Annotated in this window: 18 protein-coding genes and 1 pseudogene; 10 read left to right on the forward strand and 9 right to left on the reverse strand. The window is 64.7% G+C overall.

Annotation, left to right across the window (positions count from 1 at the left end; all coding sequences use genetic code 11):
* Positions 1-63: 63 nt before the first annotated feature.
* Both ACLJPY_RS46110 and ACLJPY_RS46115 read left to right on the forward strand, forming a co-directional pair.
* Complete coding sequence (locus ACLJPY_RS46110; RefSeq protein WP_410597334.1) at positions 64-195, forward strand: hypothetical protein; 132 nt, start codon at positions 64-66, stop codon at positions 193-195.
* 307 nt (positions 196-502) lie between these two features.
* Positions 503-1,141, forward strand: coding sequence for a GAF domain-containing protein (locus ACLJPY_RS46115; RefSeq protein ID WP_410597335.1), 639 nt, complete (start codon positions 503-505; stop codon positions 1,139-1,141).
* Here the strand turns inward: ACLJPY_RS46115 and ACLJPY_RS46120 are convergent.
* The 7 genes and pseudogenes from ACLJPY_RS46120 to ACLJPY_RS46150 all read right to left on the reverse strand — a co-directional run bounded on the left by ACLJPY_RS46120 (position 1,138) and on the right by ACLJPY_RS46150 (position 8,260).
* Entirely contained in the window at positions 1,138-1,725 is a 588-nt protein-coding gene (locus ACLJPY_RS46120; protein ID WP_410597336.1) for a hypothetical protein, read from the reverse strand. The genes ACLJPY_RS46115 and ACLJPY_RS46120 overlap by 4 nt on opposite strands.
* A 175-nt stretch (positions 1,726-1,900) precedes the next feature.
* Positions 1,901-2,623 carry a hypothetical protein gene (locus ACLJPY_RS46125; protein ID WP_410597337.1) on the reverse strand — a complete coding sequence of 241 codons (723 nt, stop codon included), beginning with the start codon at positions 2,621-2,623 and terminating at the stop codon, positions 1,901-1,903.
* Between the two features lie 1,065 nt (positions 2,624-3,688).
* Complete coding sequence (locus ACLJPY_RS46130; protein ID WP_410597338.1) at positions 3,689-4,447, reverse strand: hypothetical protein; 759 nt, start codon at positions 4,445-4,447, stop codon at positions 3,689-3,691.
* Positions 4,448-4,852: 405 nt separating this feature from the next.
* Complete coding sequence (locus ACLJPY_RS46135; RefSeq protein WP_410597339.1) at positions 4,853-5,323, reverse strand: hypothetical protein; 471 nt, start codon at positions 5,321-5,323, stop codon at positions 4,853-4,855.
* A 318-nt stretch (positions 5,324-5,641) separates the two neighbouring features.
* Positions 5,642-6,251 (reverse strand): annotated as a pseudogene (locus ACLJPY_RS46140) (hypothetical protein).
* Positions 6,252-6,899: 648 nt separating this feature from the next.
* The gene (locus tag ACLJPY_RS46145; protein ID WP_410597340.1) at positions 6,900-7,505 is read right to left on the reverse strand and encodes a tyrosine-type recombinase/integrase; all 606 of its coding nucleotides are present in this window, start codon (positions 7,503-7,505) and stop codon (positions 6,900-6,902) included.
* The gene (locus ACLJPY_RS46150; RefSeq protein WP_410597341.1) at positions 7,424-8,260 is read right to left on the reverse strand and encodes a hypothetical protein; all 837 of its coding nucleotides are present in this window, start codon (positions 8,258-8,260) and stop codon (positions 7,424-7,426) included. The genes ACLJPY_RS46145 and ACLJPY_RS46150 overlap by 82 nt, the downstream gene beginning before the upstream one ends.
* Before the next feature lie 792 nt (positions 8,261-9,052).
* Here ACLJPY_RS46150 and ACLJPY_RS46155 point away from each other — a divergent pair.
* From ACLJPY_RS46155 to ACLJPY_RS46170, 4 genes are read left to right on the forward strand one after another with little or no spacing between them, the layout of a single operon-like run.
* Positions 9,053-10,039: a carboxypeptidase-like regulatory domain-containing protein gene (locus ACLJPY_RS46155; protein ID WP_410597342.1), complete on the forward strand. Its 987-nt coding sequence runs from the start codon at positions 9,053-9,055 to the stop codon at positions 10,037-10,039.
* Entirely contained in the window at positions 10,014-12,533 is a 2,520-nt protein-coding gene (locus ACLJPY_RS46160; RefSeq protein ID WP_410597343.1) for a nidogen-like domain-containing protein, read from the forward strand. Before ACLJPY_RS46155 ends, ACLJPY_RS46160 begins: the two co-directional genes overlap by 26 nt.
* The gene (locus tag ACLJPY_RS46165; protein ID WP_410597409.1) at positions 12,514-12,804 is read left to right on the forward strand and encodes an integrase core domain-containing protein; all 291 of its coding nucleotides are present in this window, start codon (positions 12,514-12,516) and stop codon (positions 12,802-12,804) included. Before ACLJPY_RS46160 ends, ACLJPY_RS46165 begins: the two co-directional genes overlap by 20 nt.
* Positions 12,743-13,315 carry a hypothetical protein gene (locus ACLJPY_RS46170; RefSeq protein ID WP_410597344.1) on the forward strand — a complete coding sequence of 191 codons (573 nt, stop codon included), beginning with the start codon at positions 12,743-12,745 and terminating at the stop codon, positions 13,313-13,315. The genes ACLJPY_RS46165 and ACLJPY_RS46170 overlap by 62 nt, the downstream gene beginning before the upstream one ends.
* Here the strand turns inward: ACLJPY_RS46170 and ACLJPY_RS46175 are convergent.
* Together ACLJPY_RS46175 and ACLJPY_RS46180 are read right to left on the reverse strand one after the other, a co-directional pair.
* Positions 13,248-15,200: a M48 family metalloprotease gene (locus ACLJPY_RS46175; protein WP_410597345.1), complete on the reverse strand. Its 1,953-nt coding sequence runs from the start codon at positions 15,198-15,200 to the stop codon at positions 13,248-13,250. The genes ACLJPY_RS46170 and ACLJPY_RS46175 overlap by 68 nt on opposite strands.
* A 113-nt stretch (positions 15,201-15,313) precedes the next feature.
* Positions 15,314-15,790, reverse strand: coding sequence for a hypothetical protein (locus ACLJPY_RS46180; RefSeq protein WP_410597346.1), 477 nt, complete (start codon positions 15,788-15,790; stop codon positions 15,314-15,316).
* Between the two features lie 823 nt (positions 15,791-16,613).
* On the opposite strand from ACLJPY_RS46180, the gene ACLJPY_RS46185 reads away from it, so the two are divergent.
* The 4 genes from ACLJPY_RS46185 to ACLJPY_RS46200 all read left to right on the forward strand — a co-directional run bounded on the left by ACLJPY_RS46185 (position 16,614) and on the right by ACLJPY_RS46200 (position 24,970).
* Complete coding sequence (locus tag ACLJPY_RS46185) at positions 16,614-17,477, forward strand: hypothetical protein (protein WP_410597347.1); 864 nt, start codon at positions 16,614-16,616, stop codon at positions 17,475-17,477.
* Entirely contained in the window at positions 17,474-21,892 is a 4,419-nt protein-coding gene (locus tag ACLJPY_RS46190) for a hypothetical protein (RefSeq protein ID WP_410597348.1), read from the forward strand. The genes ACLJPY_RS46185 and ACLJPY_RS46190 overlap by 4 nt, the downstream gene beginning before the upstream one ends.
* Before the next feature lie 369 nt (positions 21,893-22,261).
* Positions 22,262-22,792 carry a hypothetical protein gene (locus tag ACLJPY_RS46195; protein WP_410597349.1) on the forward strand — a complete coding sequence of 177 codons (531 nt, stop codon included), beginning with the start codon at positions 22,262-22,264 and terminating at the stop codon, positions 22,790-22,792.
* Between the two features lie 624 nt (positions 22,793-23,416).
* Positions 23,417-24,970 (forward strand): hypothetical protein, encoded by a 1,554-nt coding sequence (locus ACLJPY_RS46200; protein WP_410597350.1) that lies wholly within the window; start codon positions 23,417-23,419, stop codon positions 24,968-24,970.
* Positions 24,971-25,289: the final 319 nt, after the last annotated feature.

The following is a 25,289-nucleotide window of genomic DNA, read 5'->3' on the forward strand; positions in this document are numbered from 1 at the left end:
AGAAAACCGAATGCAGCAGTTCGGCGACCTCCCGCCTCGGACGGCAGGCGCGGAGCGTTCTTGGTGACGGCGTCGACGTCCGCGTCCCGCTGCTACCGCCCGGATGTCCTCGCGGGTGACGCCCCCGCCTTCGCCGGGCTCTACGAACTCCGCCTCGATGGCGATCAGCCTGACCACCCCGACAAGTGGCTGTGAACCTTCACTATCCTCACCACGACCGCCCACGACGCCGCAGGCCACGTTCACAACCGTTCCCCGGTCTCATCCCGCCCAAGCTCCGGGCCGCCTGACTGGACCCGCACTACAACGATTCGGACGACATTCGCGACATCTTGAACCACCTCTCTGAGCCAGCTGCATCCCTACGAGGGCGGCACCGCCGTCAACCCCCGCGCCCCGAACTCCTCCAACCCGTCTGACCAGCCATCCTGCTCCGCCACGCCGCTGCCTGCCGCGCTCGGTAGTGTTCGTGGAGCAGTCGTCGAGGTGGAAGAGGGCGCAGATGGGCGAAAAGCTGCTGGCCGAACGAGACACCGTGCAGCGGGTCGACGAGGTCACCACCGCCCTCGAACACCTCACCGACACTCTCGGGCAGGAAGAAGAACTGGGCGTCGTCCTGCAGCGGGTGTGCCAGCAGGTCATCCACGCCGTCCCGGACGCCGGGATGGCCAGCGTCACTCTCTCGCGTGACGGCGCCCCCTACACCGCGACCTTCACCGCGGACGCTGCTCGCAGCATCGATCAGGCCCAGTACGACGCCGGTGAGGGCCCGTGTCTGGAAGCCGCCCGCAGCGGGCACGTCCAGCGGGTCAAAGTGGCCGAAGCCGCCAGACAGTGGCCCGAATTCGCCGCGGCTGCCGGCGAGATCACCGTGGGCAGCTACCTGTCCGCCCCGTTGTTCATCGGCCGGCAGTATCAGGGGTCACTAAAGCTCTACGGCACCGGCGACGAAGGGGTTCGGCACGCTCGACGCCGCCCTGGACACCCGTGCCGTGATCGACCATCGAGACATCGGCGCTCAGTCGCCACGCGCACGCAGCCGCCTACCGCAAGGGTTCACCTGCGCTCAAAGCTCACGGACGGGTTCGAACTGCTCAACGACACCCCAAACGACAAGCCCGCCAGATACCCCGATGGTTAAGCCGCGACGACTTCTGGCGGCCGTGAGCCGATGCGGCGCCAGCGGGTCCGGTTGAGATCATCGAATGTGATCTCGATCTCGGTCCTGCCGTTGGCGAGCGTCATCTGCTCGATCGTACCGTCGAGGTCGTTGTTGTCCGGCCAAATCCACGGGTCCCAAGGCAGATCCTCGCGCAGCAGCACGTCACGGCGCCCGGCCGGAAGCGAGCAGGGCACCACCACTTCGCCAGCTTCGCCGTGGATGTGGACGGCGACGGCGCCGACGTCGATGATCGGCTGGTCGCCTTGGTTCTCAATTCGCAGGTGGATCCCGCGCGCACCGACTTCGGTCTGAGAGACCTTCACGTAGTGCGCCTGGACATAACCTCGTGCTGCCTCTCGGTCACTCTCACGGCGCGCTTCCTGCTTCGCGATGTCGAGCGCGGCCCACGCAGCGAAGAACGCGCCGAGTCCGCCTGCCCACTGGCCGAGGCCGGCCCAGCCGTTGGTGCCGAGGATCGGCTGGAGCGACATCGCGATCACGACGATGGAGGTCATCATCAGCACTCGCGGCCAGCCGCCGAGCTGGTCGAGCAGCTTCCTCACAGGCGCCCTTTCAGTGATCGTTGATGTCCGCGTCCACCGTCTTGAACCACACGAACGCAACCGCCGCCGGAGCAGCCACGAGCCACGCCAGCAGCGCGATGCGCCCGCCGACCTCGCCACGAATGGTCAGGCGCAGGATGCCGACGGGCTCCGCACCCGAATGCGTAGCTCCATATCACGGCGTCTCGCCCCGGCTTCGCTCTACGTACCGAACAAGAGTCGGTTCCTCCACGCGCCCACAATGAATGCAGATGTACTTGACACCCTTCCCTGTCTTCCATGCGCGCTCGTCGGCAATTCTGCGCGCCTCATGGACGCAATCCCCTCCCGAACCTACGACAGCGAAGTAGTCATCACGAAGAGAGGCTTCCGGAAGAAAGACGATCTCGTCGACCGAGATCCAGTAGTCCCCTTCCCGAAGGCGCTGGCTGTGCGCCTCCTTGCGCGCAGCCGTTTCCGCCTCCCGCTCTGGGCGGCTGCGCTCCCACTCTGCCTGGCGGTCCGCTTCGACTGCCTTGCAGCGATCACACCTGACGTAGGGGTTCTTGTAGCCCGTTCGAGACGTCTGCACGGAAAGGACAGTTTCACTGCAGTCCGGGCAGGTAGCTTCATAGGTTTTATTCCCGACATGACTACTTACTGCACTAGCGGCGATTCCCAACCCGAGACCAATTGCAGAAACGCTTACGTCCGGGTGATCCCAGTAGATTCGGTTCGCGAATTCCTGCGATAGCTGGTTCTCACCAGTCTGCACCCGGCGACGGCCGAGTTCGGCCATGAAGGAGTCAAACTGGCCCTTGGCAGTGGCCAGATCAGCCTTCGCCGTCTTCACGCGCTCGGCAGCTTCGTCGACGGAAGCGAGGAGGACTTCGATCTCGGCCGTGGTCTCGTCGGTCATAGCCGTTGCTCCGAATTGTTGGGGTAGTGATGGCTGTTTGCGTCCTTGGGGCCTGCTCCACGAGCGATTCAGGCACGTGCGTCACGGTCGATTGTCTCGCAGGCGATCCGGTCGGCTCTTGCCACTGTAGGGTCAACCTTGCTGACCGCCGACGCAATCGGCAACTCGCCACGTCGGCGCGGCCCGCATCTATGCCGTCACGGTCACCGGCCCGCTCGGCGGCCGAGCAGGCCGCGAGCCGCTGGCCACGACGTCTTGCGCGGCGAGCAGGTCAGGTCACCGACGCGGGCCTCGGCGTCAACGCCCTCCGCGGAGCTGACCGCAATCTGCTGCGCCAACATCCACTGCTCGGACTCCGCGGCCGCGGCCAGCCGCTCCCGGCGGGCCGGACCCGGCGGCCGCAGCCGGGTCTTCCCCGAAATCTCCGCTGGTCGACTCAGTCATCGTCACCGCAAGTGGACCAGCTGGAAGCGGGAATCTCTGTTCTGGGCCATCGTCAGCGGGGGGGACATCGACCCGATACGCGACCCAGCTCCAAAACGGGCAGACTGCCTGGGGTCACCAAAAACACCGACTACGTCACGGAGGCCAGTGGCTGCCGCTGACATGGAGCAGATTGGCATCTCGGCGGCGACCGCGTCACCCAGTACCGCGATCGTGGTCGACCTCTCCGGCATCACCCACCTCAGCCTGGAAGCCGCAGCCACCCTGATGACCTTGACCCGTCGGCCAGACCGAGGGCCGCACTCTTCAGGTCACCGTCACGGTCCCAGCCCGTCGCAAACTCGCCTTGCTGGACCTTGAGGCGCTCCGCCGTCGAGGGCATGGCCAAGTTTGGACAGCAGCCGACTGGCCGAGCTCGTGCGGGCGGCCGTCGCGCAGGCTATACCGCGGCCACTTGCTGATGGCCCGACCAGAGATCTTGTCGGTCCGAACGAGGTTGGGCGGGAGCCGGCCGGACTAATCCCAGGCCATCGACTGTACCAGGCGGCCAGCGCGGCCGTGTTTGCCAGGAAGATTGTAGATCTTTCGCTTGATTACCTGCAAAAAACCTACTCTAGGAATTCACACTTTGTCAGCCGCAGACAGTTCGTCGTCGGGATCTGCGAGCGTAGAGCCGCGAGCCAACTGGTGCACTCCAACAACGGGCGGTGCCGACAAGATGACCGTCACCAAGAGAATCGCGGGTGCAACCAACCCGACAAGGAGAGTTACAACCGCAATCGGGATCGCAGGCACCACCCATACACTATCGGGAAGACTTGTGAGCACGCCAGCATATACCGGTCCAACTACCGCATAGATCAACATGCCAAATGAAACACGGGACAGCATTTGCGTCTGTTCGTACTCGAAGTCAACGACTGGGACCACCCTTCGGCGATTTCGAGCTTGGCGACGTAAGAGCATCCAAGCGATCGCCCCGACCACCACCGGCGAGCACAGCATCATCCATGTCAGCCACGCCGGCTTGTTGCGATCGAACACGATATCGAGATAGTCGGACGATGTCGCCGCCAAGAGGAGCATCACCGCAACGGAAACGCCGAACAACATGGCACGCGACAGGCGATCCAAAGCAACTGCGACGCCGACACCTTCTTCAACCTGATCGACATGCCCTACCGCATGACCTTCATGATTAGCGAGCAACCACGCGATACTGCCAATCAGGCCGACGCCGCCTGCCCCCAACATTCCACTGGCTGCTATAGCCTCACTCCACACCCGAGTACAGACACGATCAGTGTCACCACCGGAGACAAGGCTAAACAAATAGCTGTCAAATGCTAGAACCACAAAGGTGGCAGAAAACAAGCCCATCGCGTGCGTATCCTTGGGGCCAGGCCGACTAAACAGAATAATGACCCCCGTGAAAACGAAGCCGGCCAGCACTCCTGCGAGCTGGGAATTTGTCGGCGCGGAGCTGATGATGCTCCACCCATTTCCCGGACATCCATCGTTATTCATGCCTACTGGGTCGACAAAACTATTTTGATCGTTACGTCGCGCTCATAACGCGACACAGACGTTGCCAATTCGTAGCCCGTTGACACAACAGAGTGTTGACCCGAGCAACGAAGTTGCGATGCGGCAGTGGATCATATTGCCGCGCTGATCGGACGCGCTAGCCGGATTGCGGGCACACGAACGACTGGCTCTGCAACCACGGCAAGGACAGTCACTGCCAGCGATCACCATGTCGGCAGACCCGTCAGCGTTTACCGTCTACAGAAGATCTAGGAGGTGTGCACCCAACTCACGACGAGCAAGATCAACCAACTCGCTGCGGACCGTGCGCATCCGCGTCTCGTCCCCGTCGGCTGCCGTCTCGTTCCACTTCCCGAGTAGTTCGCGGGCTTGCGGGCTGCCGTACGTCTCCAACCCGATCACCGCCTCCATTTCCATCTGCACGCGCTTCCCCTTCGGCCACCTCCGATCAAGGTCGGCCAGTTTGCCCAGTTTGCCCTCTTGCTCGTATCGATTGCGCCGAAGACTCAGCTCCATCGCGACCAGCGCCGCGATGTATGCCTCCCGCCGCTCCTGCATCAACCGGTCCCGCGTGGCGGCTTCTTCTGTGCGACGCGCCATCCGCTCCACTTGATTCCGGCCCTGTCGACCCGTCAACCACGTGAAGAACATGCCAGTCACGGCGGCCAGCCCGGTAGCCGCGGGCGCCACCCATTCCCAAGCCATCACAAGACTTCCTCCCTGGTAGGCGGGTTCCTGGAGGCTGGTGACTAGCACAACTCCCGCCGAGTCCAGGGGATCATCCGGCTCACACACCGCCAGCCCTCCGGGCGATTGCGGACCGGAGAGACGGTCAGATCTATCTGTCACCCACCCGAACCCGCGTTTTCCAACCTCATCTTCGGTGTGGTGAGTTGTCGTTCGCAACTCCTTCACTGTTACACATTCGATCACTCTGCGTGAATAGACTGCCATGCCACTGACCCGCCGTTCGCCAGATCACCAGCAAGCGGCGAAGAAGCCGCTAAGATCACAACAGCACGACCGCTATGCCGAGATGCTTCGCTCTGCACGCACGAGCTTCACAAGCGTTCGCGACCGCTCGGCCCCCAACCCCAGCACCTTCCGGAGACTCTCGGCAGAGATGGGACGCTGATACAGCTCGCGATGCCGCCGATCCTCATACCGTGCCTGCTCCGGCAACTCGAGTCGGTGGCCTCGGCAGGGCCAGCCTGAGATCCGGTGGCCGATACGGAGGCCAGGGCCTGCAGCAGGACCGGTCCCACCTCAGCCCAGCCGATCAGCAACAACGGACCCACCGCATCGAACAACGCCCTCCCCACCTCACCAGCGATCAACGGCTCAGCCACGTTCAACGCCAAGGTCACGACACTCGAGGCCAGCAGCAGCCGTCGAGCCGGCCGAATCACCTCAGCAGGAGCACCTTGCAGAGAGAGGGACCGAATGGCGATCAACAGCCCGACCACTGACAGATCCACCGCAGGCGCCACCAGCGATGCCACCCAGACCGGCACTCCCAGCCGGAGCCTCAACGTGAGCACGTTTCCGAAACCGAACAGGAAGGTCAGAGCCACGATGATCCCACGATCAGCGTGACCACCGACAGCACCGGATCACGCCGACTGCTCGGGCTCAACACAGCAACCACCCTGCCCCGCCGTCCACACCACGAACCACGATCGACCAGCACGAACAGCCCGGCAGAATCCGGCACGGAGGTGCCCGAGAAGTGCCCGAGAGGTCTCGTACACGTCGACAGAACGCGGTATAGTTCGACACAAGTGATGTACAGTGACCAGCCGAAAAGGTTTTGTCCGACATCACTCGGCATCACCTGACACCCTCTTAACCAGCGGGTTCGGGGTTCGAGTCCCTGATGGCGCACCCTGCTGAATCGAAGCCCACCTGCGGGTATCCTTGATTAAGAGGATCTCGCCGGTGGGCTTTGATCATGGGCGGGACCAGCGGGAGACCGAATGTGGCCGACTCCGCGGGGCACCTGGTCCTCTTAGGACGCCCATAGGGGTAACCGCGGCGGCGACGCCCGATTCCCACCGCCTCCACGCCTCAGACCTCCTCCGCGGCGCCGGAGTCGGGCGTAAGACACCCATAAGTTCACTATTGCAAATCTGTGGTGCGAGTGGTCGGCGAGCTGGGTTGATCCTGCCGTCGACGGCCTACTGCGACTCGCTTCGCTCCACGATCTCAATCTCCCTAGTGGTCGGTTCGGCTGCGTCGACGATCTTCTTCAAGTTCTCAGAGCAGCTGGCGCGGAGGGGTCCCTCTACCGTGCGACCTTGTGAGCCGACTTCCGCGTCGACCTCGGCCTGCGGTTCTTCTTCGTCCCGTAGTGACGTGTCGCTTTCCGGGAGTCGCGGCGGACCTTCTTCGCCGTGCGCCGCGCCGCTTTCATGACCAGGTTGGCGGTGGCTTCGGCGGCCTGGTGCGCCAGGCAGGGCAGCACACTGGTGTAGGTGTCAGCGGTCAGCACGATGCTCGAATGCCCCAGCATCGCCTGCACCACCTTCAAGTCGTTCCCGGCAGCCAGCGACAGGCTCGCCGCACCATGGCGGAGATCGTGCAGCCGGATCGGCGGCAGGTCCGCCTCAGCGACGAGCCTGCGGAAGGCGTGGGTGACGTAGCCGGGACTCATCGGATTCCCGTTCCGGTTGACGAACAAGAATCCGGTCAACGCCGCACCGGCCGGCAGTAGACGTCTCCGTTCGGCGCGCAGAGATCGCAGCGCTGCTACTGAAATACTGTCCAGTGCGAGGACGCGGACGCTGCTCTCGGTTTTCGGCGGACAGATCACGGTCCGGCCATTATGATCTTGAACCTGGTGCGACACCTGGAGCACGCGGGCATCCAGGTCGATGTCGCACCATCGCAACCCTGCCGCTTCACCCCGGCGCAGCCCAAGGAGTGCGACGAGCAGGTATAGCACGTGCAACGGGTGGTCGAAGCTGCTCTCAAGGCCGCGGTCTGCGTCGCAGTCCAGACCGCCACAGGCGGGCGTTCGCCGGTCTGGCGCCAGTGCGCTTCCCGGCCTTCGGTCCACACCACAGCACGCGGCCGGCGCCCGGAAGGGAGTTCGATCCAATGTGCCGGGTTCCGGTCGAGCAGTCCCCGGCGGATCGCACCGTTGAGCGCGGCATGCAAAACGCCCCGGATGCGCTGCAGCGTCGCGTACGACAAGGGCCGTGTACGGCTTGAGTTAGTGCGGATCAACGCTGCGAACATGGCCTGCACCCGCGCCACCGTCAACGACCGCAGCGGCACGCTTCCCAGGTAGGGCTTGAGGTAATCGCGGATGTGCTGGGCATAGAGCCGCCGAGTCGAGAAGCTCAGGTTCTGGCGCATCTCCAACCAGATATCCAGCCACTGCCCAATAGTGACCACGGCCGTCGCCGGATCGACATCGTTGCCGAGCAGGTATCCCCGCGCTTGCTCCGCAGCGACACGCGACGCGAACCCGCCACGGCGCACGCGGTGCCGCTGCCCGTCGCGGCCCACCGGCAGCTCCAGCGAGAAGTACCACGAACCGTGCCCACGGTCGTCCAGGCGCGGACAGCGGACACCGAGCCGGCTTCCGTCAACCGCATCCTTGCAGCTGCAACGCTTGTACACGCCACCCTGTCGAGCCATCACAACCTCCTCAACGACCGTCAGGGACATAGTCCGTTCGGCGGCTACGCCGTCGCAACATCGCCGGCCGGGGCAAGCCGTAGACCCGGCGGTGCTCGAGATCTCCACCAGACGCTGCCGACGGCAAGGTCGACATTAGTGAACAAATTGATGCTGCCGTCGAAGTCTGCCCGGCACAGCAGCACAGCCAGCGCGCGTTAGCCCGGCGGAGCTTCATCTGGATTGAGACACCCGCCGCAAGTTCGTTTATTACCAATGACTGGGAGTATCATGCCTCCAATTGAAATAATAGTTAAAAACTCAAATAGACAGTCGAATGCTAGAAGATCATACGATGTGAGCCATATGAGTTGTATGTCGTGGCAGGCGTAACAGCACTCCAAACGGCGCCGACCCTTGCCCTGGATCGGTTTCGTGCCATCCAGGTGGTTCGGCCGGGAAGGGATTGCTGTGATGCGAAATAATCCAAAACGTCGCGGATTGACGTCGGCGGCGCGAATTTTGCTGGCTGCGATAGTCGCGGCCGATCTTATGACGGCGGCTGCCGCGCAGGCGTCCGTTCCGTCGAGCTCTCCGAGCGGGACGCACGCCGCGAAACCACCGGGCAAACCGACGAGGCCCGAGCACCCCAGACCGAGCCCGCCACCCAGACCCTGCCGCCCGGACCACGGGCACCTTCCGCGCGGCTGCGGCGGCCACAACGACCAGGAACTCACGGTCATCTCCCCGGCATCGACCGACCGGGCAAGTGTCGTCCTCGAGGGCACCGCACCACCCGCGACCACCATCTCGGTGCTTGGTGGCCTGCTCCCTGCCCGGACCACCTCCGCCGCGGACGGAACGTTCACCGCCGAAGTCGCACTCAGCCCGGGCAAAGCGAACCAGCTGAGCGTCACCGCGACCACGAGCAAACACACTTGCGCGGTCACCGTCATGGTGACCCAGCAGTCACCGAACGCCACCGGAACCTTCACCGGCACCGTCCGGGACGTCGAAACCGGGCAAGCCGTCCAGGCGGCGAAGGTCGCCTTCGGTACGCGCAGCGCCACGACAGACGCCCAAGGCCGGTTCCAGCTGTCGGGCGTGCCGGATGGCCTCGTCGTGACCACGATCAGCGCCGCCGGGTTCCTCAGCGACATGGCGTCGACCACCCTCACCCAAGGAACCGGCACCGAGGTGACGGCGCTGATGCAGAAGTTCGCGGCGACGACGACCGTGAGCAGCGCCGGCGGCACCTACAAGGGCACCGGCTGGCAGGTCGATATTCCCCGCAACGCTGTGTCGCAGCCGACCGGTTTGCAGTTCACGCCGTTGGTGTTTACCGGCAACGAAGACAGCTACGGCCTGCCATACGTTGACCTCTCACCATCGGGACGGCGGTTTTCCAAACCTGTCAAGGTGACCATCGACCCCGCCGTCCTGGGCGTCGATCCGTCGGCCGCCGAATTGGTCGGCGTGAACCCGGACACCGGCGCAGCAACCATCCTGCCCGTCACCGTCTCCGGCACTCAGCTGGTCACGACGATGACCGTGTTCGACGGCCGCAAGATCTTCGGACGGCGCCGAAGCGCCAACTCGACTCCCGACGGCTTCTGCACACCGTACACATCGGATCTGCAGGCGCGGCTGACGCGCGCGATGCTGCAGCGCTCGCTGCTGCCGTTCCTGAAGATCACAATCGGGGATGGATCGGCGCGGCTGTGGGGCGAGTACCTCGCCGGCGGCGTTCCCACCACCGTGCGCGAGATCCAGGGTGACGACGAATTCCTCCAGAAGTGATGCCCCGGAAAGCCAGAACGCCTTGGCTACGCTCGTCGACCAACTGGTGCAGCGTGTGTCCGCCGCGGCCGCACCGGCACTGGCCGCACCGGCCACCCCGACCACGCAGCAACTCTCGGACTTCGCCGGTCTCGGACAGCACGTCGACATCGACTACTCCCGTCCATTCACCCTTCCCGGCAACACCGCCGGCGGAATCAGCGGCTCCTCACCGGACACCGGCTCCCAGCAAGACGACCGGTCGTTCTCCGGTCAGGTCAGCTACGTGCCGTCAGCGACCAGCCGCGGCGTACGCACCAAGGTTGACCTGGTCGCAGACCTGAAGCTGAAGGTCCTCGACGGCCTCGACTTCTGCCCGGGCGACGCAGGGGCCCCGATCGAACAGATCGCGACCGTCCCGCTCAGCCGACTCGAAAAGACTCCCGAAGGGGCAGGCAAATACGCCAAGCCGCTGCTGTTCGAAGTCGACCCCACCTTCCAGCAGCAGAAGCGTGACATCTCGTCGCTGTTCCCCACCAACGACCTCGACGGCGACGGTGTGCCGGACCAGCAACCCTGGGCGAGCGCCAACTATCCGCTCGACAACTGCCCGGACATGGCCAACCCCGACCAGGCCGACTCCGACCACGACGGAATCGGCGATGTCTGCGACCCCACCAACGACAACCCGCCGGTGGTCCCCGTCGTCGACACCGGTCCCGCCGACCCCGGCCCGGGCGGCTCCTCCGGCGACCCGCACCTGGTGACGTTCGACGGTGGACGGTATGACTTCCAGGCCGTCGGCGACTACGTCGTGGCCAAGAGCGACACCGACGATTTCGAGATCCAAGCGCGCTACACCCGTCTGCCGGGCACGACCTCGACGATCGCGTTCAACCGCGGTGTCGCGGCCCGGGTCGGCACGTCCGTGCTGGCCTTCAACGACAACGAGGCGGCATCATTCGGCGCACCGACGACCGCGACGCTGGACGGCCAGCCCCTGCCCCTGACGACCGCCGACACGCCACTGCCGGGCGGAGCGTCAGTCCGGCTGGAAGGCGGCAGTCCCGTGGTCCGCTGGCCCGACGGTACGCAGCTCAACGCCGGATCCGGCGTCGGCAACCCGATGTCGGTCACGCTGGCCCCCTCACGCTGGGGACACGTGCACGGCCTGTACGGCAACGCCGACCGCAACCCGGGCAACGACCTGACCGCAGCCGATGGCACCACCGCGACCCTGCAGTCGCTGTTCGAGGCGTTCGGCACCAGCTGGCAACGCACGGGAACAGCGTCGTTCTTCCGTACGCCGATCCCGGCCGGCGGAGCGTTGCCGGTCCTTCCACCCGGAGGCGCGACACTGGCCGATCTCACCGCAGACCAGCGTGCGGCGGCCGAGGCGATCTGCCGGGCGCACGGGGTGAGCGGCGGCGCTGCGCTGGATCAGTGCATCCTCGACGTCGCGCTGACTGGTGACGCCCGGTTCGCCGACGACGCCGCTGCCGTCGGTAACCGCGTCGGGGACACCGTCGACCTCGCCGCGCTGACCGGGCACATCGAAACGACCTCCGCATTGCACCTGGGCGAACGGACCGCCGGCTCGCTCGACACCCCGGGCGCGGTCGACGTGTTCACCGTGGATCTCGGCGAGAACGACGCAGTCCACCTGTCCACACCTGGCGCCTGTACCCATCCGGGCACGTTCACGGCCACGCTGGTCTCCCCCAGCGGCCGGGTCGTCACCACCAGCCGGGACCCCGGCTGCGGCCACTTCGCGGTCACCGGCCTGAAGGAAACCGGACAGTACCGGGTGCTGATCAACGACAGCGGCGGGTTCACCGGCTCCTACGAGATCCAGCTCGACCGAGACCAGCTCGGCACCACGTGCCAGGCGAACCAGGTCGCGCCCAACGACGACGGCTCGTCCCCCGAGATCCCGATGCCGTTCGGAGTCAACTTCTTCGGCCGGCAGTTCAACTCCCTATGGGTCAACAACAACGGCAACGTGACCCTCGACGGCCCGATGAGCGACTTCACGCCCTCAGCACTCGCCACCGCCGGCCGGCCGATCATCGCGGCGTGGTGGGCGGACGTCGACACGCGAGGGCCACTGTCGACACCGGTGCACTACGGCCTCGGCAGCGTCGGCGGCCGACAGGCGATCTGCATCAACTACGACCACGTCGGCTACTACAGCGCACACGACGACAAACTGAACTCCTTCCAGCTCTACATCGTCGATCGCACCGACATCGCCACCGGGGCATTCGACATCGTGCTCCGCTACAGCCGGCTGCAATGGGAAACCGGCGACGCCAGCGGCGGAACCGGCGGCGTCGGAGGCATTTCAGCGGGCGTCGGCTACACCAACGGGACCAGCACCGCTGGAACCAGCCTGGATGTGACCGGCTCGCGCGTACCCGGCTCGTTCCTCGACGGCTCGCCGGGAAGCCTGGTGACCACGTCAACCAACAGTACCGAGCCCGGCCTGCACATCTATCCGATCCGCTCCACCTGACCGAAACTCACCGGCTGCCCGGTGGAAGGCACCTCGTGCCTTCCACCGGGCAGCGCCATATGGCCCGCGCAGACCAGCTGCGCACCGGCAAGCGGCGCAGGCCGCGATCGAAGCCTGGGCCCACGGCTACAACTACCACCGGCCGCATCAATCCTTGGGCGTGGCCACCCCCGGCCTCGCTGTTCCGTCCGGCTCGCGCACTTACCCGCGTGGCAACACCGGAGCCGGCGCCGGTCGTGCCGCCGGAGGTTCGGCGGGCCTCGGCTCGTAGTGAACCGGATGCCGCGGCGGTGGAGCTCTTCACCGACGACCTGGCCACGCTACGTCTGCGCAGCACCCGTCCCGCCGGGGCGGAACCCGGCACGTCCGCGGGGAAGGTGGCCGGCGCGTCGGTGGTCGAGGTCGAGCGGACCGTGAGCCGTGACGGCAACGCCAACCTCGGCGGGATGCGGGTCCTGCTCGCCGCGCATCTGGCCGGTCAGCAGGTCACCCTGCGCCTGGACGGGCACCTGATGCACGTCGTGGCCGCGGGCAAGCTGGCCAAGACACTGCCATCGCCGATCCCGCCCGAGGCTCGCAGCAAGGTGAGCGGAGCACGCGCCGCCACCTCGCCTCTCCCACCACCAGCGCCTCCGCTGCGCGCGAACCGGCTCTCGAGCAAGTACGCCGCACCCGGGCAGCGCTCGGGCCCGCCCCACTGCCGCCGACTGTGGATCACGGATCCCGCCGACGGAACCCACCAGAACGCGGTCGCTCAGATCGAGAAGGCTCCTGACCCATAAGGGATCGCCCATCCACACGACCGAGACAAGCTAACAACGTCAACCTCCGGTCACTGGACCGCACGGACACGACGGCGGCAACCGCGGATATCATCAGCAGGGAAGAAGTCAGAATCTCGGCTGCATTCATCACGGAAAACCAGATTGCCGCCATAGGGTGGTCGAACTTCAGAGTCAGCGCCAACACAGTCAGCAGCGCAGCTGGCCACGCGCAGGCAACACCTGTCGCGATTCCCGCTCGGCCGTCGATCGCGACGCAGACGAGAAAGACCGCTAATCCCGCTGCTGCCGCCAGCACACCGTTGAACATCAAGTAATCCGACTTGGTTTCCTCTGTAAGTGGGACGAAGAAAAGCAAACGGGGCACAGCAATAAGAACAGACACAATGACCGTGAGCAGGAGCAGTCGGCGTCGGGCACCTTTGACCGTTCTCCATACCACCACTGCGACGACGCACTGACCGACCAGCAACCCCCACCTTGGCACCGCGGTCATAAACAGCCACATCCCCACGCTCCCACCGGACGCAACCACCGGATCGAACTCAATGGCCACATTGAACGCAATAACCAGCTCGATCGCTCCGGTGAACAGCAGGACCGCAACCAGAACAGCCCACCACGGTGACGTATCTGGCCGATACCGGTGCCACAGTGCAGCGATCCCTCCGTACGTCGACGCCGCGCCAATGAGTGCGACAGCCGCGAACCCCCACTGCAACAGGGTCTTGGTTTCAAACAGCGAACTTCCATCACCGGTCAGGGAGAGCGCGAGCCCCAGCACGACACCTAGGGGCAAGCCCAGCGCGCTCACAGTCCGGGCTAACGCAGAGCGGGCGTCGTCAGCCGTATGCGCGTACCACGCCGTCATCCCCCAGGCACCGCCCAGCAAGACTCCGGGCACCAGTGCCGCCGCGAGCGTCGAAACGCTTAGGTCGGCCAGCGGTATGATCAGCGATTCTACGAAGAACCACAGCACGGGTTGGACGATGCCGATCAACGCACCGAAAGCAAAGCCCTCCGCCACCCGGGTGTGACGCTCGACGCCGCGACGCTCCAGCACGTCCAGGCGCTGCTGCAATGGCGGGTGGATAGCCCGGAACGCCGTCAAGAGCGTTCTGGGCGTCTGCTGTCCACGACCAAGGAGAGCTTTCAAAGCGTCCGACGAGTCTTGGGATGACAGCAGGTCAGCCTGATGCTCACGTGCACGCAGCACACTGCGCGCCACCAGCCACACCAATGCGAGCAGCGCCGCCGAACGGATCGTGTACTCGAGGTTGTAGGCGGTGAACACGAGGTCGGCGAACGTTTTCCCCTGCGCTATCACCACTCGACCGACCTCGGCCAGGAACGGCAGGACCATCACCACCGGGGTGGCCCACCAGACGGCTTGGGTCAGCCATACCCGGTCGACGTCACCGGCAGCTACGTGCGCGCACTCGTGGCGCAATAACGCGGACGCCTCATCCTTGGGTAGTGTGAGGACGCCATAAGGCAGCACAACGAGGATTCGGCCGTCGATCCGCACCGTGAAGGCCTCACGACAGGTGGATCCGAACACTACCTCCGGCGCGACTCGACCGCCCATCGATCGCACCGCCGCGGCGGCCTCGTCCTGCCATCGCGCCGCCGCGACGCGCGTGCGCCCGACTCGCCGGTACAGCCGCTGCGGCAGCCATCTGCGCCGCAGTCCCCATCCCGCAATGAACGCCACCAACCCGAATATGCAGGCGAACCCGGTCCGCACTCGCTCCGCCGGAGCTTCGCACTGCTCGAACCAGTGCCACAGGTCAAGCTGGTCAAGTAGCGGAAGGCGCTGCGCGGCCGCCCCACACGCGTTGAGCGTGTCGCCGAACCACTGACCGAAGACAACGTAGAAGATCATGTTGCCAGCGAATACGGCTGCTGTGAGCAGCACTGCGATTAGCAGTGCGTACCTGACGCGGGTGGTACCCAGCCGAGGCTGTGCGGTGATCCGATCAGGCTGCACTGCGAGGCTCATCGGGCATCACCTCTGCCGGAATCCAGCTCCTCGACCACCTGAGCGGCCACCTCATGAGCCAGCTCCTCCGGCGCGCCGCATCCGTGCAGGTGCACGGTGATCAAGATGGTGGCCTGGCTGGCTCCCTCCGGCTCGGAGTCCACCGGTTTACCTGTTCGCCGACGCGTCCAAGCCTGTGACAGCCAGCGCCGCCCGGCCGCGTAAGCGTCCTCCGCGACCTTTTCTACGAGCACACCGCCGGCCGCGCCCGCGGCAGCCAGCACCCAGGGCGTGATCGCTGCCAGTTCGACCCCGATGCCAACGGGTGCATTCAGCCGTCCCCCGTGCACGGTGCCACTGGGGTCAGCCTCGTACGCGTCGAGGAGATCGTCGAACGCCTCCGCTTCGCCCTCGTGGCACCGAGCAACTACGGCACGCGCCACGTCGGCCGCCTCTGCCGACAGCCGCTTCAGCTCGGGGATCTGCGCTTCCATACTTATTCTCCGCCTCACTATGGGGTTCACCAGGTTGTATTCAGCATGCCAGCGAAGATCGTGTTCCGTGCTTGCAGACGAGATAAGTCATCAGCAGAAGGTAGCTGTCCTGCGAGCTCCGCCGCCCACCGTCGATCAGAGCCTTTTACAACAACTATCGAAACTGCAGCCTCAAGTCAAGAAGGAAGCGCAGTAGATGCGCACCGTAGTCCTTCCATGGTGCAATTGATCATGTATCACACCAGCGCACTCACGGTGCGCGAGTTACCCAGGAGTGATCTGCAGCGAACAGCGTCGAAGTGCTCTTTTCGGCCGACTTCCCGAAGTAACCACAACGAGCGTGGACCTGGCAGCATCGACACAGCCTTGTATGTCCATACCTGCAGACGATCCACAACCCGGGATCGCTCCACATAGGGCCTGTCAACTGCAGCAACTCGCAGCCGTGTCCATCGACACGCGCACTCTCTGCCAGCTGCGCCAAGTATGCGAGGCCGCCCAGCTCCCGCCTCCAGTCCTTCCGTGCACCCCCAGGAGAGACTGGACGCCGCAACAACCCACGGGGTCGCCGATCCTCGTCGAGTTCTGGATTGACAATCTCCAGATAGTCAAGCACGAAGCCATACCTCGCCTCGCGCCAACCGAAGGGCGCCGTACGTTCCATCATTTTCTCCACCCGAAAGAAAGATTCACCAAATAAAGACTCAGCAAAACAATCACAAACTTCTGTCGAGGGAGTTCGCGTCGCCCCATCGCGGGGCCGGCCGAGCGGTGTGACACCATGCACTACAACTCGACGCCGTATCAGCGAGGAGGAACATCGATGGCACTGGTGGTCGGAGTACACGGGATCGGCCAGCAGTACCGTGGACGGCATCAGCTTCTCGCTGCCTGGGGACCGGCACTCGCCGACGGGCTGGAACGGGCGGCCGGGCAACGGGTGACGCTTTCCGAATTCGACATCACCTTCTACGGGGACTTATTTCTGCCGGATCCTCCGATTGCGGCGGATTCCGTGGTACCCAAGTCCGGCGACTCCGATGCCGGCGACGAGCTAGATCTCAGCGCTGAAGAGTGGGCCGACGTGGCGGAGGCGCTCGCGGAGCTGGTCACTCCGGCCGAGGTCGCTGCCGCTGCTGCCGCTGCGCCGAAAGGGCTCGGCCGGATCCCGCGCCCGTTTCAGGCGCTGATCGCGGCGATCGACCGGCGGTTTGGCCCGGCCGCCGCAGTGCTCTCGATCAGGGAGCTCAAGCAGGTACGCCGTTACCTCCGCGAGCCGGCAGTTCGCCGGGCCGTCGACGACCGCGTACGAGACGAGTTTCCCCCGGGTTGCCGGGTCCTGATCGGGCACTCCCTCGGTTCGGTGGTGGCGTACGAGCTCTTGCGCCAAAATCCCGATCTCGGTGTCAAGTTGCTGATCACGGTCGGTTCGCCGTTAGCGTTGCGGATGGTGCGGGACCGCTTGCGGGTCGAGCCGCTGCCGGTTCCGGCCTGGGTCAACGTCCGTGACCTTCGCGATCCGGTCGCCTGCGCCGGGGAGCTGCGCGGCTGGTGGCCGCAAATCCGCGAGGCCGACGAGATCGTCGTGGACAACGGGGCGAAGGCGCATGCCGCCGAGCGTTATCTGAGCCGCCGCCAGACCGGCGTCGCGCTCCTGCGGGCAGTGCCGCAGGTGGTCGGCGAATGACCCGCGACGCCGTCCTGCGGCGGCATTTCGTGGCCATCGCGACCGCGGAGTACGACGACCGGCATTGGTGTTCCCTGCCGGTCGGCGAGGAGGTCGCGGTCCTGCGTGCCTGGTTGTGTGCGGACCACCTCGGCGACCGGCGGTTCGAGCATCGCTTCCCGGAGCTGGCCGAGAACCCGGCGAAACGCGACATCCGGGACGCCCTCGAGAACCCGCCTGCCGAACGTCGGTGGCGCGAGGCCGACGCTGCGGTCGTGTTCGTAACAGGGCACGCCGAGGAGGTCGACGAGGCTCACCACCTGATCCTCAAGGAGACCGACTCGACGCGGAAAAGCGCGACCGCCTTCGCGTCGTTCGACCTCATCCGGTGGCTGGCCGACACGGAAATCACGCATCTCGTGGTGATCCTTGATGCCTGTTACGCAGGCATGATCGTCGGTGAACTGTCCCGCCTGTCCCGGCAGCCGCCCGACACCTGGCTGGTCCTGGCCAGTGCGAGCAAGACGCAAGACGCGGGTGCTGGTGTGCTGAGCAGTGCGATCACGGCATTCCTCGGCGAACTCGCCTCCCGGGAGGGAGCGCAATACGGCCACGCACCGTACCTGTCGGTGGAAGATCTTCTCGACGGATTGCGGGATCACCTCGGGTATGGCCAGACACCGGAAGCGATCACCCGGATGTCCCGCCGGTTACCGCACGTCTGCCTGCCCAACCCGCACCACCGTCCGGATGCCTCGGTCGACCTCGCCCCGGCCCGGCACGACCTCGCGCTTTCCCGGCAGGATCTACGCACCCACTGGGGGCCAAAGGCGCGAGGTGTGGCCACGGACGACGAACCTGGCTGGCTGTTCACCGGACGCACCTACCTGATGCGAGCGCTGATCGCGGCCGCAAGTGGACCGCCTGGCACGACGTTGGTCACCGGAGCGGCGGGGAGCGGGAAGTCCGCGGTATTGGCGCGGCTGGTGACACTCAGCGATCCTGAGTTTCTGCGCACGCATGCCGAAGAGCTCGAGGCGGTTCCGGACGAGCTGCTGCCACCTTCCGGCGCGGTCGACGTCGCAGTCGTCGCGACCGGCAAGCTCGAGATCGACGTCCTCGACCAGATCCTGCGCGCTTTCGACGTGCCGCTCCCTGCCGACGATCGTCGGGCGACCGATATCACCAGGCGCCTCGCCGCGTGGCATGCCTGGCTGGCGGCTATCGACCGGCCGGTGACCGTCATCGTGGATGCCGTCGACGAGGCTACCGCGCCGCGCCGCCTGTTCACCCAGCTGCTGGCCCGGCTCGATCCGGATCCGCGGGAACCACGGATCCGGTTGCTTCTCGGCCTGCGCTCGCCGGGCGGTGAGGACCAGGTCGATCGGCTGCCTTTCGCTACGCCTCCGCTCGCCGACCTCGCCAAAGAGTTGCTCAACGCCGAGCGCATCCAGGTCGACGAGGCACCCTGGTGGGATCCCGCGGATGTGAGCGCGTACATCGCAGGGGTCCTGCGGCATACCGCCGGCTCGCGGTACGACGGTGACAACACTGCCCGGACGGCCGGGCTGGCGGCCGCCCTCGGCGCCCAGGTGGGACGGTCATTTCTGTTCGCCCGCCTCGCCGCGGCCTCCCTCGCGCACGGCACCCTCGGCGAGTCGTGGGATGCCGCTCTCCGTCAGGGCGTTATCGGTGTGTTCAAGGCTGATCTGCACGGCACCTTCGCCGACCCGGCCGATCGGCACCGCGCGGTCGTGCTGCTGCGGGCCGTCGCGTTCGCCTACGGCACCGGGCTGCCCTGGCGGAAGATCTGGCCTCGCGTCGCGAATGCGGTAGGCAACAGTGACTACGAGTTCGGCGATACCGACATCTCCTGGCTGCTCGACTCCCGCCTCGGCGCCTACCTGGTCACCGACCGCCAGGACGGTGCGACCGTCTACCGCCTCTTCCACGACCTGCTCCGCAGCACCCTGCGGGAACAGTGGCGCGAACTGATCGATGCCCCGCCGCACGAAGACGACTCGATGTCCGCCGTCGAGGCGAGGATCGCTATCGCCCTCGCCGATCTGCTGACGCCAGGTACGCCACCGGCCTACGTACGCCGGCACATCGTCGAGCACGCCGCCGCCGGTGGCGTGCTCGACGATCGATTCCTCGACCCGGCATTCCTGCCTTACTTCGATGCTGCGCGGCTGCGTTCGGTGACCGGGCAAGTCCCGGCAGGAGACCACCCACTCGTCCGGCTCTGGCGGCAAACTCCCCAGTCCTTGTCTCCGGATGCCGCCGCGGCCAACGCCGACGCACTGCGCTTCCGCTTAGCAGCGGAGGGAAACGCCGCGTGGAAATCTGTGCGTCCGGGTCCCGGCTGGCAACCGCGGTGGCTGAGCTGGAACTGCGAACCCGCAGAGATCCTCGCCCGGCACACTGGTTCGATCCACGCCGTGGCTGCTGCGACACTGCCCGGCGGGCAGCCGATCGTGCTGGCCGGTGGCGACGACGGCTCACTGGGAAGGTGGGACCTCAGCTCCGGCAAGCCGGTCGGCGATCCGCTCCCAGGCCACAACGGCGCGATCCGGGCGATCGCGACCGCCACGCTCGGAGACGGCCGGGTAGTGGCGGTCACGGGAGGCACCGACGGGACGAGCCGGGTCTGGGATCTCGGCACGAGCACCCCGATCGGCACGCCCTTCGAATGCAAGAGCTCGGTGATGTCCGCCGCCGTAGCGCGTCTCGGCGATGGGCGCACGGTCGCCATCACCTCCGACGACTCGGCGAAAGCCGTCCATGTCCGGGATATTCTGACCGGTGAACCAGTGGCCAGGATCACCGACCTGAAGGTGCGCAGCGGCCCTTCGCTCGACTCCGCGGTGCTCCCGGAAGGCAGGGTGCTCGTGGCGGCGGTCAGCGCCTTCGGCGACGTGCGGGTTTGCGACGTCACAACCGGCGACACCGTGTACGCGTGGAACCGAGTCACAGGCAACACATCCGGGGTTTTTTCCGACCCGGCGTTGCTGTCGACTATTCACGGCACGGCGTCTGCTGTCGCCACCAGCGTGCTTCCCGACGGACGGGTGGTGGCGGTGGTAGGCAGTACCGACGGCATGCTGTGGGTCCACGACCTCGCCGATGGACAGGAAATCTTGAGCGCGAAGGTGCCGGAGGGCCACGGCGTCAAGGCGATGGCCGTGGTCGAGATGCCAGGCGGGCAAAACGGATTGATCGTTCTCGCCGGAAGCTTGTGGATTTCGGCACTCGGCGGCGAGCCGCTGGAATTCGGGCCGCTCGGCACCGGCGCGCCCGATCTGAATTCGGTCGCGGCGATCGTGCTTTCCGGCAGAGGTGCCGTTGCGGTGACCGGAGGCCGCGACGCAGCGGTCCGGCTCTGGCACCTGAGCAGCGATACGGCCGCGGCCCGGCTCGAGCCAGAGCGGATCCGCGCGTTCGCCACCACAAGGCTGCCCAACAACCGAGAAGTCGCGTTGCACGACCACGGTGAAACGCTGTGCGTTGCCGACCTCCGCAATGGAACGAAGGTGCGGCAGTTCGACGAGGGCAGGCGTATCGGCCGCATCGGCACCGTGACACTTCCCGACGGCCGCGTCGCCGTGGTCACCGCCTCCGGGTGGGATCCGCTGATTCGGGTGTGGGACCTCGTCACTGGAGAGAAGGTGTCGGAAATATGGACCAACCACGGGCTTGGCGTAACCACCATGGCCACCGCGGCACTGCCCGATGGCCGCGCTGTCGTGACCAGCACGGGCAGCTTTAACAGCGGAATCCATCTCTGGAATCCCATCACCGGAGCCTCGCTCGGCAGAGTGGCGCGGGGCCCCTTCGCCGGCGCCAGAGCAGTCAAAATGTCCCGACGGCCGGACGGAACCGTGTACTATGAGATCGGGGGCGACGGCCATCCGTTGAACGGCTTCCTCGGCATCCGGATGGTCGTCACCGCGGTAATGCCCGGCGGACGGGTCGTCGCGCTCGCAGGTGGTGACGACGGCACGGTCTGTGTCTGGGACCTCGTCACGCGGCGCCGCGTGGGCGACGTCAACCTCGGCTGCAAGATCACCACCGGAACTACCACGACCTTGCTCGACGGACGGGTCGTCGCGGTGCTCGGCAGCGAGGACGGAACCCTGTGGGTCACCGACATCGCCACGCTCCAGCCCATCGGAAAGCCGATCTCCGCACACGCCGGCCGGGTGACCGCCTTGACCGCTGTCCCGCTCGCAGACGGACGTCCCGTCGTAATCAGCGCCGGGTACGACGGTGTCGTCCAAGTAATGGATCCAATCTCGAGACGGTCGATCGGCCATCCCCTGCTCCTAGACGGCGACGTCCATACGTTGCACGGTGTTCCACGGCGAAAGGCACCACAGGTCCTGATCGGCGGAAACGGCGTTGCCTGCATGGAACTCCTGATCAACAACCACTGAGTTCCCCGACGCGTGACAGACCTGGCCGATTCGAAGGCTGGAGGTCGGTGCGTTATGCCTGGGTGCAGCTCCAGCCGACGACCTGTCGGTGCTCGTGCGCTGGATATTCGTCGTGATCGACCGCATCGCGAGACACTGATCCGCTCCGCACCCGCCTGGGTAGTCGGCTCGGCGCCAGCCGCGCCCCTGGCAACGGCAACATTGCAGCTTGTGAACGTGACTCATGCCGCAGACGACATCGCATGCCATCAGATGCCAAGCATATGTACGCTCCAGCGCCCTCCGCGCTACTCATACATAAGAGTAATTATGCATAACATAAACACCTCAATCTAGCTCAAAGTTGACTACTTGCCGTAGAATGCCAGCATGAAAATCGAGGTAATCTTTGCTGCAATTTCAGTCGCCACCTCACTCTTCGCCCTCGGCATAGCAGCCCTGTCGACACGCCGACAGTGGCGCTCCGCGCGAAACGCAAACGCCGTCAGCTCAATATTGACACTCTTCGAAGAGTATCGGACCGAAGACCTAAGAGTGGCTCGTAGATTAGTTTTTAAACTTGCAGAATATCCAACAGATTTGAACCCAACCCTCACGCAACTTCCCGCTGATACCAGAGTGGCGGCAGAGCGCGTCGCCCATTATTTCGACCATGTAGGATTACTGGTGGGATATAGCCTCATACCTGCCGGACCAATGATCTCCTTCTTCGGATATGGCTGCACAGAGCTATGGAAAAAACTCGAGCCGTACGTCGCCGCCGAGCGAAGGTTGCGAGGAGTGAACCACTACCTCGGCTACTTCGAAGGATTTGCCCGGGTTGCACGAGAGGTTGACGCCGACGCCTTGAATGGCAAAGTCGTGAAGAATATGCGCTCAAGGGGCGTTACTATGCGTTGAAAACTGACACCGACGCTCTACGGGCCTCGCCATACACAGGGATCGCAAACCTGACGATAAGGTTGGCGCCGCTCTCAGCAGACAAAACCTCGCACGATCAGGTCACCTCCCGAGCCGATAACCGTGATTATGTCGGCCAGCCGCGACGGCATCGCGATACCGCGTTCCGCGAGGAGAGGTTACACAAGCGCCCGCCAAAGCCACGACCGCCGAGCCAGCCAGCCAACACCAGACAGGCCATCTGTCGAGGTGTCACCATCGCTCCCTCGCGAGCATCCCACGAGCGCTCTACGGATCGTAGCGGTTAGCCACGGTCGGAGACCTGCCACTCCAGCGAATTCCACGACTTCGACCGAGTGAGCAGCAGCAGGCAGCACCAGGATCCGCCACCCCGCGGCAGCGAAAGCAGGATGCTGACAGACCGACTTTGCGGCGGCTTTGGGACGAAGCAACGGCCTGTAGTGCGACCAGGACGAGTAATCACCTCACCTGTGCCATGGTGGCCTAAGTGATCTTGAGCGCCGTAACACCGCGAGAAGCAGTCGCGACTTCCTTACATAGCGGGCAACTACGGCGTTCGCGCTCACCTGATGCTCGCCATACCTAGCACACTTTGGAGCGCAGATGACGTTCAGAACGAGGACCAAACAGCGACGGCCGTGGCTGTCAGTTTTGATGCTCTTCGGACTGCTACTCGGCGGCGTCACTGCGACAACTACTCCCGCCCTTGCGGTCGGCAACTACAACAACGCCGCCATCGCCGACACAGCACTGACCTACGTCAACCAATGGGGCGGCAACGCCTGCAACGATGCACAGAAGCCCGGCGACTCAGGCGGACAGTGCCGAGCATTCGTCAACTGCATCGTCTGGATGGTCAGCGGCCATACGCAAAACCTGGGCGGCAGTGACTACTACCAGCCGTTTCTGAACGCTGGCGGCATTCGCATCAGCGATCAATCGCAGCTCGCCAAAGGTGACATCGTTCAGGTAGGGCAGGGTTCGCATACCTTCATCATCGTCGGTCCAGTGAGCGGGAACACCTGGGACGTTGTCGATTCCAACCATGATCCAGCTTCAAACTACGAAGTGGTGATGCACTACCACCGGACATTCACGCTTGACAACACCACCAGGGCATACCGAATGGGCACGGTGAGCACTGGCGGCGGTCCGAGCGGCCCAGTTTGGCAGAACATCCAACACGCGTACGCTGGCACGGGATCCGGGAACCTGACCGAAACGTACGTCGGCGGCGGCAACACGTTGACCACCTACTCACTCGCCAACGCGGGCGTCAGCGTTGTGAGCGTCAAGCAGATGGTCACTCCCGACGGCGTCCGCCACCTCTTCAGCGCTGCTACCGATGGAACACTGCGCGAAACCTACTGGGGCGGAGGGAACTCGCTGACAACGGCAACCGTGGGCAACATCGGCACCATCCCCACGGCCATGTCAGCGGTGTACACCAGCAACGGTGTCCTGCACATTTTCACAGGCGACGCGAACGGCAATGTCCGTGAAACCTACTACGGCGGCGGCAATGCTCTAACAACCTACGTGATGGGAAACGTCGCATCAGCCATCAACGCGCTCACCGCCACAGTCACGCCGGACGGCACCATGCACGTCTTCACCGGCACTGCGGCAGGTGCGATCTGGGAAACTTACGTCGGCGGCGGCAACAGCCTGACCAATTATCAGATGACAAGCATCGGCAGCCCCATCTCGACCGTGTCCTTCGAAGTAACAAGCAACGGGGTCTACCACGTTTTCAGTGGCGACACCTACGGCAATGTTCGCGAGATGTACTGGGGTGGCGGAAACACCTTGACCAATTACGTCATGGGCAACATCGGCTCGGCAGTCAAGTCACTTGTATCACGTATCACTCCGGACACGACGATGCACATCTTCACCGGAACGACAACCGGAGGCGTATGGGAAACGTACGTCGGCGGCGGTCACGCTCTGACCACGTCACAGGTCGTCAACGTCGGTACCGCCGTCTCCGCCATTGCTTTTGAGCGATCACCAGATGGCGTATTCCACGTGTACACCGGCGGCACGACGGGCGATCTCCGCGAGACATACTGGGGCAGTGGGAATACCTTGACTAGCTACACGATGGCCAACCTGGGATCCTCGATCAATAGCCTGGACAGCCTGTTCAGTTGACAGCAAACATGAATTGACGATACCGCCAGCTACGGGCACAGGTCGGCCGCAACGGGCGGCACTCGACCCGAGGCCGGCATCCGAGACCGCGCGGGCCTGCCACGGCAAGGTTGCAATCCCGGACCGCTGATACAGCGGTCGTACCCTGCTGGGCAGCATGGTCAGCTTTGTCGAGTTGGCGGACCATGGTCGCGTGGACGGCCTTTCTCAGCCATCCGTGAGTGCAGCGAACGTGCCCGTTCCCGGGTGGCGCTTCCTCAGCAGAGTACCTACCGCTGACCTGCCGTTTCGGCTGCTGATCGCGACGTGGTGCCCGAGC

This window comes from Amycolatopsis sp. lyj-23 (genome assembly GCF_046549135.1).
In the GTDB taxonomy this organism is placed as follows: Bacteria; Actinomycetota; Actinomycetes; order Mycobacteriales; family Pseudonocardiaceae; genus Amycolatopsis.